Below are 14,209 nucleotides of genomic sequence, written 5' to 3' on the forward strand. Positions count from 1 at the left end.
GGGGGACCCTGTGGGAGAGTAGGACGCCGCCGAACAATTTTTAGCCTCAGTCCCCGGACCTTGTCCGGGGACTGAGGCATTTTTGCGTTCAGAACGATTTCCTGGGATGCACCTTGAAGAACTCCCAGATGAGGTCCGTGGCATTGACGCCGGTTACCGGATCGCCCATTCCTGGGTCCTTGCTGCCGGGCCAGTTGTGGCCCATGTCCGGGAGGCGGTACGTCAGGAACTCCGATTGGTCCCGGCACTTCGCGGGCGTGCGGGTGTTGTCCTTGACCTTCACCGCTGGGCCGGCCTTGCAGGCAAGGCGTTCGTGCCAGCTGCTGATGCCGATCTCCATGATGTTGTTGGAGATGCCCGTTGCGTAGACGCGGTCCGGATCGGCCTGCCAGGTGGTGGCATAGGCGCCGTAGCTGGGTACGGATGCATGGCGATGACCAAGGGCAGCTTCTTGGCCGGGGTGTATATAGGCGGGGCGTGGACCGCGTACACACACTTCTTGCCTTTCCAGGTGATTGTCACGCGCTGGTCGCCGGGGCGCGGGGACTCCTTGGCCGCAGGGGAGGCTTTGGGCTTCTTCTTTGTGCCATCGTCATCGCCGTAGCCGCAGTCGGCCAGAAGGAGGGGCACGGCGACGGCGACCTTGGGCGTTCTCAGGCCTGTCAGCATTGGCGCATGGTGGCAGGACGGGATCGGGCGGTCCAGAGGAATGGCTGGTTCGAAGCAGCCGTGCGTTCGGGGTATGATCTGTCCCGTTGCCGCAGCGCAGCAGGCCCCAATAGCTCAGTCGGTAGAGCGTCTCCATGGTAAGGAGAAGGTCTACGGTTCGATTCCGTATTGGGGCTCAGTAGCGAAGAAGGCCCCCGCCAACTGGCGGGGGCCTTCTTCGTGTTCAGGGCTTGCGGGGCTCCGGGACGCGCATCGCGAGGATCGCCATGTCGTCGGAGGCCGGTTCGGCGGCGAAGCGTTCGACCGCGCGCAGGACGCGGGAGGCGACCGCGCCGGCCGTGAGGCCCGTGCACGCGGCGAGAACGTCGACGAGTCCGTCGTCGCCCAGCATGCGTGTCCCCTCGCGGCGTTCGGTGACGCCGTCCGTGACGCAGAGCAGAACGTCGCCCGGGTCAAGGGTCACCATCTGCTCGTACAGCTCCAGGTCGTCCATGACGCCGAGGAGCGGCTGCGGTTCGGCCGCGGGTTCCACACTGCCGTCCTGGCGCAGGCGGAGAGGGAGGGGGTGGCCGGCGCAGACGACCTTGAGGACCGCGCTGCCGTCCTCCTGTGGCCACAATTCGCCATAAAGGAGCGTCAGGAAGCGGCTGCGGGCCCCTTCGTCGAGGATCGCGGCGTTCAGGCGCTCCAGGACAGCGGGGCCGCCGAAGCCCTCGCGGGCGAGCAGGCGCAGGGCGTGGCGGGCCAGGCCAGTGACGGCCGCGGCTTCCGGGCCCGTACCGCAGACGTCGCCGATGGCGAAGCCGTACGCGCCGTCGCGGATCGGGAAGAGGTCGTAGAAGTCGCCGCCGACTTCGTTGCCTTCGCCGGCCGCGCGGTAGATGACCTCGACCTCTACGCCCGGGATCTGAGGGAGTTCCGGCGGCAGCAGGCTGCGCTGGAGGGACTGGCTGATGGCCATGCGCTCGGAGTACAGACGGGCGTTGTCGAGGGCGAGGGCCGCCCGGCGGGAGAGGTCTTCGGCGAGTTCCAGGATCTCCTGGCGGAAGTGGTCGTCGGACGGCTTGCCGAGGGTCAGCATGCCGATGACGCGGTTGCGGGCGACGAGGGGCAGAACGACCGTCTCGCCGCCGACCGCGGCGGCCGTGGCGAGGGTGGTGCCGATGCCGGAGGAGACCGGTGGTGTGGAGCCGAGACCGAGTTCGCGCTTGGAGGTGCGCAGTGCGGCCGCCTGGCCGGCTTCGGCGGGGGCGGTCCAGACGCGGGCGCCGGGAGTGGGCACCGGGTCGGGCGGGTCGATCTTGGAGAGGAGGGCCTTGAGGCCGTCGATCCGCTCCTCGTCCTCGTGGAGTACGTAGCTGAGGTACGGCTCGGATGCCTGGTCGGCGATGGTGTAGACGGCGCACCAGGTGGCGAGGGTAGGGACCGTCATCTGGGCCATCAGCGCCAGGGTTTGGTCCCGGTCGAGAGTTCCGGCGAGCAGGTCGGAGGCCTCGACGAGGAAGGAGAGCGAGCCGCGGCGCAGGCGTTCCAGTTCGCCCAGGCGGGCCGATTCGACCGCCAGGGCGATGCGGTCGGCGGCGAACTGGAGGCGCAGGGCCTCCTCGTTGGAGTAGCGGCCCGAGGATTCGGCCGCGACGCCGAGGGAGCCGGTGAGGCGGCCCTCGACCTTGAGCGGGACGGTGACGACGGAGCGCATGCCGGTTGAGTTGAGCAGCGGTACCGCGCCGGGGACTGCCGTGAGGTCCTCGTGGACGGCGGGCATCCGGGCGGAGCCGTAGCGGCCGGTGCCGGCCTCGACCGGGACGCGGGCGAAGCGCTGACGGGCCGACGGAAGGCCGGTGGTGGCCCGTACTTCGAGTTCCGTCTCGTCGTCGGTGGCCAGCAGCAGGAAGGCCGCGTCGCCGTCGAGCATGTCGCGGGCGCGCTCGACGGTGCGCTGGAGAAGGCCGTCGAGGTCTTCGGGCGCCGGGGAGCCGATGAAGACCTCGAAGGGGTCGGTGGCGTGGCCCTCGGCGCCCGAATCGGTCACCGGGGCGCGCTGCGGGGTCTGCAGCACGGCGCGTTCGTCGTCGCGTACGAGAAGGCAAACGGTGGACGGCTCGCCACGGGTGTCGCGGACCCGGAGGTGCGATGCGTAAACGGGGACGACGCGGCCGTCGGTGCCCCGGATGCCGTAACTGCCCTCCCAGCGGGAGAGTTGGAGCGCCTCTGCGATACCGGTGCCGATGCCGGGAGTCTGCGGCCAGGCGGCGAAGTCCGTCAGGGGTTTGCCCATGACCTGTTCGGCGGCGTATCCGAAGAGGTGTTCCGCGTCTTCGTTCCAGACGGCGATCGAACCGCTGCGGTCGATCTGGGTGACGGCGACGCGTACGCGTTCGTCGGCGACCGGTAGGAGCGGGATCGGCAGAACCGGGCCGGCGGAGCGGGTGCCCACCGGTCGCTGGGGGAGGTCGAGTTGGAACCAGACCTGTTTGAAGGTGGGGGAGTACTCGACGCCCCAGCGGGAGGCGAGGGCGGCGCACAGGAGCAGTCCGCGCCCGTTCTCGCGGTCGAGGCTGCCGAGCGACCGGCCGGTGCCCTGTATCGGGATCTCGCGCTCGGGGTAGCGGTCGGCGACTTCGACCCGTACACCCTCGTCCGTACGCAGACAGAGCACATCGGCGGCGGTGCCCGCGTGCACGACGGCGTTGGTGACGAGCTCGCTGGTCAGGACGACCGCGTCGTCCACCACGTCGGAGTACCCCCACCCCTGGAGGGTGTCGCGGACGAAGGATCGGGCGGTCGCGACGGACCGCCCGACAGGGTCGAAGCTGGCAGCCGCCCGCGCGGTGATCACAGAACTCCTCGTACGCGTCTCGACGCCCGGCTCTGCCATGATGCGGCCTGCCCCTCCCGGTGCCCATTGGTAGTACTTGCGCCACGCCGCCCCCGCCGGACGGACCGGGGCGGTTGGACAGCCGGATGCCAGGTTACTTACCTTCGCTGTCCGAGCGGATGCCGGTCGCCGCTGTTTCCGCCCTCCGGGGGCGGGGACGCTATGCGAAGCTGCCGAACTGTTATGGCCTGGTTCGGCCATGGTGAAACACTGGGCAGGCTGTCCTTGGACAGCCTGGGCAGTACGGTCAACCCCTGCGGGAGGGACACGGTGGAGTCTGGCGTGGCGGCGCGTGGCAAGAACACGCGCGCAAAAGGCGGACGGTCCCGGAGCAATGGGACAACCGAAGTGGATACGGCAGCTCTGAACCGGCTGATTGCGGCCCTGGTGTCGATGCGGGACGGCAATTTCCGTCGGCGTCTGACCGTGTCGGGCGACGACGTGATGGCGGAGATCGCGGCCGTCTTCAACGAGGTTGCGGACCGTAATCTCCACCTCACGGGTGAGCTCGCGCGCGTACGCAGGATGGTCGGGCGCGAGGGGAAGCTGACCGAGCGGCTGGAGACAGGGGCCTGTGAGGGCTCCTGGGCGGCCGCCATCGACGCTTCGAACGCTCTGGTGGACGATCTGGCGCGGCCGGTGTCCGAGGTGGGACGGGTGCTCTCGGCGGTCGCCGAGGGCGACCTGGAGCAGCGGATGGAGCTGCGCTCGCACTCCGTGGAGGGCGCGGACGCGGCGGTACGGCCGCTGCGCGGCGAATTCCTGAAGGTTGCGCGTACGGTCAACAGCCTGGTCGACCAGCTGTCGGCGTTCACCGACGAGGTGACCCGGGTGGCGCTGGAGGTCGGCACCGAGGGCAAACTCGGCGGCCAGGCGCAGGTGCGTGGTATGTCCGGTTCGTGGAAGGATCTCACGGATTCGGTAAACACCATGGCGTACCGGCTGACCGCTCAGGTGCGTGACATTGCTCTCGTCACCACGGCGGTCGCCAAGGGCGATCTGTCACGCAAGGTCACTGTCCATGTGGCCGGCGAGATGCTTCAGCTGAAGAACACCGTCAACACGATGGTGGACCAGCTGTCCTCCTTCTCCTCCGAGGTGACCCGGGTCGCCCGGGAGGTCGGCACGGAGGGCGAGCTGGGCGGGCAGGCGGCGGTGCCCGGTGTGGCCGGTGTGTGGAAAGACCTCACCGATTCGGTGAACACCATGGCCGGCAATCTGACCTCGCAGGTGCGCGGTATCGCCGAGGTGACGACGGCGGTCGCCAACGGTGATCTGTCGCAGAAGGTCACGGTGAGCGCACGCGGTGAGGTGGCCCAACTCGCCGAAACCATCAATCAGATGACCGAGACGCTGCGTACGTTCGCGGACGAGGTCACCCGTGTGGCGAGCGAGGTCGGGGCCGAAGGTCTGCTCGGCGGCCAGGCGCAGGTGCCGGGAGCCGCCGGGACCTGGAAGGACCTCACCGACTCGGTGAACACCGTCTTCCGCAACCTGACCACCCAGGTGCGGGACATCGCGCAGGTGACGACGGCGGTCGCGAATGGCGATCTGTCGCAGAAGGTCACGGTCGATGTCGCGGGCGAGATGCTGGAGCTGAAGAACACCGTCAACACGATGGTGGACCAGCTGCAGTCGTTCGGTTCCGAGGTGACGCGGGTGGCCCGCGAGGTCGGCGTCGAGGGCCGTCTTGGCGGGCAGGCGGAGGTGCCGGGAGCGGCCGGGACCTGGAAGGACCTCACGGACTCGGTGAACACCGCGTTCCGTAACCTCACCGGCCAGGTGCGGGACATCGCGCAGGTGACGACGGCGGTCGCGAATGGCGATCTGTCGCAGAAGGTCACGGTCGATGTCGCGGGCGAGATGCTGGAGTTGAAGAACACCGTCAACACGATGGTGGCGCAGCTCTCCTCGTTCGCCGATCAGGTCACGCGGATGGCGCGGGACGTGGGCACGGAGGGCCGCCTGGGCGGCCAGGCACGTGTCGACGGCGTCAGCGGTACGTGGAAGGAACTGACAGACTCCGTCAACTTCATGGCGGGGAACCTGACTTCGCAGGTGCGGCAGATCGCGCAGGTGACGACTGCGGTGGCCCGTGGTGACCTGTCGCAGAAGATCGACGTGGATGCGCGCGGCGAGATCCTGGAGCTGAAGAACACCATCAACACGATGGTCGACCAGCTTTCGGCCTTCGCCGAGCAGGTGACGCGGGTCGCGCGTGAGGTGGGTACGGACGGCCGGCTTGGCGGGCAGGCGCAGGTGCCCGGTGTCGCCGGCGTGTGGCGCGATCTGACCGACTCCGTGAACGGCATGGCGGAGAACCTCACCGGCCAGGTCCGTAACATCGCGCAGGTCGCCACCGCGGTGGCCCGTGGTGACCTGTCGCAGAAGATCGACGTGGATGCGCGCGGCGAGATCCTGGAGCTGAAGAACACCCTCAACACGATGGTGGACCAGCTCTCGAACTTCGCCGAGCAGGTGACCAGGGTGGCGCGCGAGGTGGGCACCGAGGGCATCCTGGGCGGCCAGGCCGAGGTCCAGGGCGTCTCCGGCACCTGGAAGGACCTCACACAGTCCGTCAACTTCATGGCCAACAACCTGACGTCGCAGGTGCGCAATATCGCCGAGGTGACGACGGCGGTCGCCAAGGGCGACCTGTCGAAGAAGATCACCGTTGACGCCAAGGGCGAGATCCTCGAACTGGTGACGACGGTCAACACGATGGTCGACCAGCTGCTGGACTTCGCCGACGAGGTGACCAGGGTCGCCCGTGAAGTGGGTACGGAAGGTGTACTGGGTGGTCAGGCGCGGGTGCGCGGCGTCACCGGTATCTGGAAGGACCTCAGCGACAACGTCAACCTGATGGCCAACAACCTGACCAATCAGGTGCGCAACATCGCGCGGGTCTCCGCGGCGGTCGCCAACGGCGATCTGACGAAGAAGGTGACGGTCGAGGCGCGCGGCGAGGTCGCGGAGCTGGCCGAGACCGTCAACACGATGGTGACGACGCTGTCGTCGTTCGCCGACGAGGTGACCCGTGTGGCCCGCGAGGTGGGCACGGAGGGCGAGCTGGGCGGCCAGGCGCATGTGCCGGGCGTTTCCGGTACGTGGAAGGACCTCACCGAGTCCGTGAACTCGATGGCGTCCAATCTGACCGGCCAGGTGCGGCAGATCGCCACGGTCACCACCGCCATCGCCAAGGGCGATCTCACCAGGAAGATCGACATCGATGCGCGGGGCGAGATCCTGGAGCTGAAGACCACCATCAACACGATGGTGGACCAGCTGTCGTCGTTCGCCGAGGAGGTCACACGGGTGGCCCGCGAGGTGGGCACGGACGGGCAGTTGGGCGGTCAGGCCCGGGTGCGGGACGTCGACGGAACCTGGCGCGACCTCACCGAGTCGGTGAACGAGATGGCCGGGAACCTCACCCGTCAGGTGCGCGCGATCGCGGCCGTCGCGACCGCGGTGACCCGCGGCGATCTGAACCTCAAGATCGATGTGGACGCGGCCGGCGAGATCCAGGTGCTGCAGGACAACATCAACACGATGATCGCGAACCTTCGCGACACCACCCTCGCCAACGAGGAGCAGGACTGGCTCAAGGGCAACCTGGCCCGTATCTCCGGTCTGATGCAGGGCCGGCGCGACCTCGACGATGTGGCATCGCTGATCATGAGCGAGCTCACTCCGGTCGTCTCCGCGCAGCACGGTGCGTTCTTCCTGGCGATGCCGACGGGCGGCGGCTCGGACGTCTCGCCGGGCGGGGAGATGTCGTACGAGCTGTGCATGCGTGGCAGTTACGGCTACTCCGTCGGCCTGATGCCTACATCCTTCCGGCCCGGCGAGACACTGATCGGCACCGCGGCCGAGGAGAAGCGGACCATCCAGGTCAATGTGCCGCCGGGCTATCTCCGGATTTCCTCGGGTCTCGGCGAGGCATCGCCCGCGTATGTGATCGTGCTGCCAGTGCTCTTCGAAGGGAAGGTCCTGGGTGTGATCGAGCTGGCGTCTTTCCAGCCGTTCACGCAGATCCAGCGGGACTTCCTGAACCAGATCGCCGAGATGATCGCGACGAGCGTCAACACCATCAGCGTCAACACGAAGACCGAGGTACTGCTCAAGCAGTCGCAGGAGCTGACGGAGCAGCTGCGTGAGCGCTCGGCCGAGCTGGAGAACCGGCAGAAGGCGCTGCAGGCATCCAACGCCGAACTGGAGGAGAAGGCCGAGCTGCTGGCGCAGCAGAACCGCGACATCGAGGTGAAGAACACCGAGATCGAAGAGGCGAGGCAGGTGCTCGAGGAGCGTGCAGAGCAGCTCGCGGTCTCGATGCGCTACAAGTCGGAGTTCCTGGCGAACATGTCGCACGAGCTGCGTACGCCGCTCAACTCCCTGCTGATCCTTGCCAAGTTGCTCGCGGACAACGCGGAGGGGAACCTCTCGCCGAAGCAGGTGGAGTTTGCCGAAACGATCCACGGGGCCGGCTCCGACCTGCTCCAGCTGATCAACGACATCCTCGACCTGTCGAAGGTCGAGGCGGGCAAGATGGACGTCAGCCCGACCCGTATCGCGCTGGTTCAGCTCGTCGACTATGTGGAGGCGACCTTCCGGCCGCTGACCGCGGAGAAGGGGCTCGACTTCTCCGTACGGGTGTCGCCGGAGCTGCCCGCGACGCTGCACACCGACGAGCAGCGGCTGCTGCAGGTGCTGCGCAACCTGCTGTCCAACGCGGTGAAGTTCACCGACAGCGGCGCGGTGGAGCTGGTGATCCGGCCCGCGAGCGCCGATGTGCCTCAGTCGATCCGCGAGCAGCTGCTGGAGGCGGGCTCGCTGCGGGACGCGGACGGAGATCTGATCGCCTTCTCGGTCACGGACACCGGGATCGGGATCGCGGCCGGCAAGATGCGCGTCATCTTCGAGGCGTTCAAGCAGGCCGATGGCACGACCAGCCGGAAGTACGGCGGTACGGGCCTCGGACTGTCCATCAGCCGCGAGATCGCCCGGCTGCTGGGCGGCGAGATCCATGCGGCGAGCGAACCGGGCCGCGGCTCGACGTTCACCCTCTACTTGCCCCTTCACCCCAGCGAACTGCCGCCGCAGGGTTACCCGCAGCTCACCCCCGGCGCCTCCGGCCAGCAGGCCGACACCGCCGAGGTCGCATTGGAGAACGGGCTTCCGCAGGCGCGGCACGATGCGCCCGCGCCCGCGGACGCCCACGCCGGCCCGGCCGCGCTGTTCCGGCGGCGGCGCAAGGCGCTGGGCTCGATGGACCAGCGGCGCGCGCTGCCCGGCCAGGCGGGCGGTGCGTCGGCGGGCGCGGAGCAGTGGGCCGGGGCGAACGCCGGCCAGGAGGCGCTGGAGGAGCGGCGTACCTTCGCCTTCGACGGCGAGAAGGTGCTGATCGTCGACGACGACATCCGCAATGTCTTCGCGCTCACCAGTGTGCTGGAGCAGCATGGGCTCTCGGTGCTGTATGCGGAGAACGGCCGTGAGGGCATCGAAGTCCTGGAGCAGCACGACGATGTGACGGTCGTGCTGATGGACATCATGATGCCGGAAATGGATGGGTACGCGACGACGACCGCGATCCGCAGGATGCCGCAGTTCGCCGGTCTGCCGATCATCGCGCTGACCGCCAAGGCGATGAAGGGCGACCGGGAGAAGGCCATTGAGTCGGGCGCTTCCGACTATGTCACCAAGCCGGTGGATCCCGACCATTTGCTCTCGGTGATGGAGCAATGGATGCGCGGGGAGTGAGTGACGCCTGCCCGGTTCTGTTCGAGTTGCTGACTGACTGTGGCCGAAGGCGTGTGAGACGGCGGTATTCGGGGAACCTTCTGGTCTCCCGCTGCGTTTCTGCTACGTGCACAGTGACATCGCGGTGACAGGGTGTGGCGACAGGCGGGGTGCGGCTACCATGACCGGCACAAGGGCGGGCGACGTAAGGGAGTCGTCCCCTGGGGCGGCGCCCGGTGCACATCCGGGGCGAGGAGGGCGGGCCATGGTGCAGAAGGCCAAGATCCTCCTGGTCGATGACCGGCCGGAGAATCTGCTGGCGCTGGAGGCCATCCTCTCTGCGCTCGATCAGACACTGGTGCGGGCATCGTCCGGGGAGGAGGCGCTCAAAGCGCTGCTGACGGACGACTTCGCGGTCATTCTGCTGGATGTCCAGATGCCCGGTATGGATGGATTCGAGACGGCTGCACACATCAAGCGGCGGGAACGGACCCGGGACATCCCGATCATCTTCCTCACCGCGATCAACCACGGCCCGCACCACACCTTCCGGGGTTACGCCGCGGGCGCGGTCGACTACATCTCCAAGCCTTTCGACCCCTGGGTGCTGCGCGCCAAGGTCTCGGTCTTCGTCGAGCTGTACATGAAGAACTGCCAACTGCGTGAGCAGGCCGCGCTCCTGCGGCTCCAGCTTGAGGGCGGCGGCGGACATGCGAGCGCGGGCCACAGCAAGGAGCCCGCGGGGCTGCTCGCCGAGCTTTCCGCGCGGCTCGCGGCAGTTGAGGAGCAGGCGGAAGCGCTGTCCAAACAGCTCGATGACGACTCGGCGGACGCGGCCGCAGTCGCCACCGCGGCCCATCTCGAGCGCAAACTCACCGGTTTGCGCCGGGCGCTCGACGCGCTGGAACCGGGTACCGGCGGCGGCACGCCGTCGCTGCCTTCGCAGAACTGAACGGCCGCCCGGGGCTTGAGGGAGCGTCAGCTTCCCGCCCCCGGGGCGTCAGCTTCCCGCCCCACCGGCACGACACGAACGAGTGAAGCAGTGGGCACACGTGTCCGCTGCCGTCGACACCGGTAACCTCACCACCATGGCCTCACGCACGTCCGGCAAGGGTTCCCAGGGCGCGGCGGGCACCGCGAAGCCGCGCGCCGGCCGTACGACCGGCGCCGCGAAGAAGGCGGCGCCCGCCAAGAAAGCTGCCGCCAAGAAGACCGCACCCGCGAAAAAAGCGCCCGCCAAGAAGGCGGCGGCGAAGAAGGCTGCGCCCAAGCCCGCGCCGTCCCCCACAGGGGGCGTGTACCGCCTCGCGCGCGCCCTCTGGCTCGGTCTGGCGCACACCGTGGGCGCTCTGTTCCGTGGCATAGGACGGGGAGCGAAGGGGCTCGACCCGGCGCACCGCAAGGATGGCCTTGCGCTGCTGCTCCTCGGTGTGGCGCTGGTCGTCGCCGCCGGCACCTGGTCCAATCTGCGCGGCCCGGTCGGCGATCTCGTCGAGATGCTGGTGACCGGCGCGTTCGGCCGACTCGATCTGCTCGCGCCGCTACTGCTGGGCGTGATCGCCGTACGCCTGATCCTCTATCCCGAGAAGCCAGACGCCAACGGCCGGATCGTGATCGGTCTGTCCGCGCTCGTCGTCGGCGTGCTCGGGCAGGTCCACATCGCCTGCGGTTCTCCCGGCCGCGGGGAGGGCACCGAGGCGATGCAGGACGCGGGCGGGCTGATCGGCTGGGCCGCGTCCAAGCCGCTGATCTTCACCATGGGCGAGGTCCTCGCCGTACCGCTGCTCGTGCTGCTCACGCTCTTCGGCCTGCTCGTGGTCACCGCGACGCCCGTCAACGCCATTCCGCAGCGGCTGCGGCTGCTCGGCTCCAAGCTGGGCATCGTTGAGCCGGCGTACGCGCCGGGGGCGGACAGCGAGGCCGGCGAGGACGACGAGCGGTACGAGGACCAGTGGCGCGATGCCGTGCCCGGGCGGGCGCGCCGCTCGTCCGCGCGCCGGGGCGAAGCGCCCGCGGACTTCGACCCGGACCCTGCCGAGGAGGCAGCGCTCTCCAAGCGCAGGCGGCCGCGCAGAGCCTCCGTGCAGCCCGCCATGGATCGTCCGATGGACGCGGTGGATGTGGCAGCGGCGGCCGCCGCGGCGCTCGACGGAGCCGTACTGAACGGCATGCCGCCGTCGCCGCTCGTCGCCGACCTCACCCGGGACGTCACCGCCGACCGGCAGCGGGCCGCCGGCCCCGTGCCGAGCGCGCGAGAGCCCGAGGACCCCGGGCCGAAGGAGAGCGGATCGAAGGCGTCCGTACCGGATCTGACCAAGTCCGCGCCGGTACCCGATGAGTCCCAGCCCCTGCCGCCGCGCGCCGAGCAGCTCCAGCTCTCCGGCGACATCACCTACGCCCTGCCCTCCCTGGACCTGCTGGAGCGCGGCGGCCCCGGCAAGACGCGCAGCGCCGCCAATGACGCGGTCGTCGCCTCGCTCAGCAATGTCTTCATGGAGTTCAAGGTCGACGCGGCCGTCACCGGCTTCACCCGCGGCCCGACAGTCACCCGGTACGAGGTGGAACTGGGCCCGGCCGTGAAGGTCGAGCGGATCACCGCTCTCACCAAGAACATCGCATACGCCGTCGCCAGCCCCGACGTACGGATCATCTCCCCGATCCCCGGCAAGTCCGCGGTCGGCATCGAGATCCCGAACTCCGACCGCGAGATGGTCAACCTGGGCGATGTACTGCGCCTCGCGGACGCCGCGGGCGACGAGCACCCGATGCTGGTCGCGCTCGGCAAGGACGTCGAGGGCGGCTATGTGATGGCCAACCTGGCGAAGATGCCGCACGTCCTGGTCGCGGGCGCGACCGGCTCAGGCAAATCCTCCTGTATCAACTGCCTGATTACCTCCGTGATGGTGCGGGCGACGCCGGAGGACGTACGGATGGTGCTCGTCGACCCCAAGCGGGTCGAGCTCACCGCGTACGAGGGCATTCCGCACCTGATCACCCCGATCATCACCAACCCCAAGCGGGCCGCCGAGGCGCTGCAATGGGTCGTGCGGGAGATGGATCTGCGCTACGACGACCTCGCGGCGTACGGCTACCGCCACATCGACGACTTCAACCAGGCCATCAGGAACGGCAAGGTCAAGCCGCCGGAGGGGAGCGAGCGCGAGCTCACCCCGTACCCGTATCTGCTGGTCATCGTGGACGAGCTCGCCGACCTGATGATGGTGGCGCCGCGCGACGTCGAGGACGCCATCGTCCGGATCACCCAGTTGGCGCGCGCCGCGGGCATCCATCTGGTACTGGCGACCCAGCGGCCATCGGTCGACGTCGTCACCGGTCTGATCAAGGCGAATGTGCCCTCGCGGCTCGCCTTCGCGACCTCCTCGCTCGCCGACAGCCGGGTCATCCTCGACCAGCCGGGCGCGGAGAAGCTGATCGGCAAGGGTGACGGCCTGTTCCTCCCAATGGGTGCGAACAAGCCGACCCGTATGCAGGGCGCCTTCGTCACCGAGGACGAGGTCGCGGTAGTCGTCCAGCACTGCAAGGATCAGATGGCCCCGGTCTTCCGGGAGGACGTCGTGGTCGGCACGAAGCAGAAGAAGGAGATCGACGAGGACATCGGCGACGACCTCGATCTGCTCTGTCAGGCCGCTGAGCTGGTGGTATCCACCCAGTTCGGGTCGACGTCGATGCTCCAGCGCAAGCTGCGCGTGGGCTTCGCGAAGGCGGGCCGGCTGATGGATCTGATGGAGTCACGGAACATCGTCGGGCCGAGTGAGGGCTCCAAGGCACGCGATGTCCTGGTGAAACCGGATGAACTCGATGGAGTGCTTGCCGTGATCCGCGGGGAGTCTCACTCGTAAGGGTTTGGAGAGCAACCGTTTCCCTCAGCCGTACGTCAAGTTGGAGGGAGGGACAGTCAGATGTCCCACCATCAGGATGACCGGCCATTCTGTTGGCGTACAAAGTCCCTCGCCCGGTTGCCCCACCCTTTCGTTCCACCCATAGACTGAACCTCCAGCAGGTGGCTACACGCTCGAAAGGCGCCCCCGTGTCCATCGGCAACTCCCCCGAAGACGACCGGCCTTCAATCGACGACGACCAGCCTTCGCTTGAAGACGACCGGTCTTCGAACGAAGACGACCGGCCTTCGATCGGTCATGCGCTCCAGCAAGCCCGCATCGCCGCAGGTCTGACCGTTGACGAAGTCAGTTCCTCCACCCGGGTGCGCATCCCGATCGTGCAAGCGATCGAGCAGGACGACTTCTCTCGCTGTGGCGGCGATGTCTACGCGCGCGGTCATATCCGCACGGTCGCGCGTGCCGTCGGCCTCGATCCCGATCCGCTCGTCGGGCAGTACGACGCGGACCACGGCGGACGTCCTTCGCCCACCCCTGCCGCGCCGCTCTTCGAGGCCGAGCGCATCCGTCCTGATGCGCGCCGCCCCAACTGGACGGCCGCCATGGTCGCCGCGATCGTCGCCGTGATCGGCTTCGTCGGCTTCACGCTCTTCAGCGGCGAGGACGGCGGCAAGGCCAGCAATGTGGCCGAGGGGTCGGCGTCCGAGCAGAAGCCGAGCCCGGCGGATCCGTCCACGAGCAAGCCCGCCCCGCCGAAGCCCGACCCGTCGGACAGCGCCATCGCGGCGGTGCCGAAGGACAAGGTGACGGTGAAGCTCTCCGCTCTGGACGACAAGAGCTGGATCTCGGCCAAGTCGCACAACGGCAAGCTGCTCTTCGACGGGCTGCTGCTCAAGGGCGAGTCCAAGACCTTCCAGGACGACGAGCGGGTCGATCTGATCCTCGGGAACGCCGGGGCGATCGAGCTGTTCGTGAACGGCAAGAAAGTCGAGGACCAGTTCGAGGCGGGCCAGGTCGAGCGGCTGTCGTACACGAAGGGCGACCCCGAGGTCGGCTAAGCCCGGATGGG

At 68.2% G+C, this 14,209-nt stretch carries 6 protein-coding genes and 1 tRNA gene; 5 read left to right on the forward strand and 2 right to left on the reverse strand.

All coding sequences use genetic code 11. The features are described 5' to 3' along the window. Positions 1-88: 88 nt before the first annotated feature. Positions 89-496 (reverse strand): hypothetical protein, encoded by a 408-nt coding sequence (locus ACH492_RS29470; RefSeq protein ID WP_398990841.1) that lies wholly within the window; start codon positions 494-496, stop codon positions 89-91. A gap of 276 nt (positions 497-772) precedes the next feature. Between ACH492_RS29470 and ACH492_RS29475 the strand changes: the two genes are divergently transcribed. After that, positions 773-845 (forward strand) — tRNA-Thr (locus ACH492_RS29475). A gap of 47 nt (positions 846-892) precedes the next feature. On the opposite strand, the gene ACH492_RS29480 is transcribed toward ACH492_RS29475, so the two are convergent. Then, a complete protein-coding gene (locus ACH492_RS29480) occupies positions 893-3,547 on the reverse strand; it encodes a SpoIIE family protein phosphatase (protein WP_398990843.1) in 2,655 nt (884 codons plus the stop codon). Between the two features lie 270 nt (positions 3,548-3,817). Between ACH492_RS29480 and ACH492_RS29485 the strand changes: the two genes are divergently transcribed. The 4 genes from ACH492_RS29485 (at position 3,818) to ACH492_RS29500 (ending at position 14,198) form a co-directional block, all read left to right on the forward strand. Beyond that, on the forward strand, positions 3,818-9,304 hold the full coding sequence (locus ACH492_RS29485) for a HAMP domain-containing protein (RefSeq protein ID WP_398990845.1): 5,487 nt from the start codon (positions 3,818-3,820) through the stop codon (positions 9,302-9,304). Positions 9,305-9,548: 244 nt separating this feature from the next. Then, the gene (locus ACH492_RS29490; protein ID WP_398990847.1) at positions 9,549-10,235 is read left to right on the forward strand and encodes a two-component system response regulator; all 687 of its coding nucleotides are present in this window, start codon (positions 9,549-9,551) and stop codon (positions 10,233-10,235) included. A gap of 136 nt (positions 10,236-10,371) precedes the next feature. Further along, entirely contained in the window at positions 10,372-13,143 is a 2,772-nt protein-coding gene (locus ACH492_RS29495) for a DNA translocase FtsK (RefSeq protein ID WP_398990849.1), read from the forward strand. Positions 13,144-13,331: 188 nt separating this feature from the next. Then, the gene (locus ACH492_RS29500) at positions 13,332-14,198 is read left to right on the forward strand and encodes a helix-turn-helix domain-containing protein (protein ID WP_398990851.1); all 867 of its coding nucleotides are present in this window, start codon (positions 13,332-13,334) and stop codon (positions 14,196-14,198) included. The last annotated feature ends 11 nt before the right edge of the window (positions 14,199-14,209 follow it).

Origin of the sequence: Streptomyces sp. NPDC019443 (assembly GCF_044389785.1) — a bacterium.
Classification (GTDB): domain Bacteria; phylum Actinomycetota; class Actinomycetes; order Streptomycetales; family Streptomycetaceae; genus Streptomyces.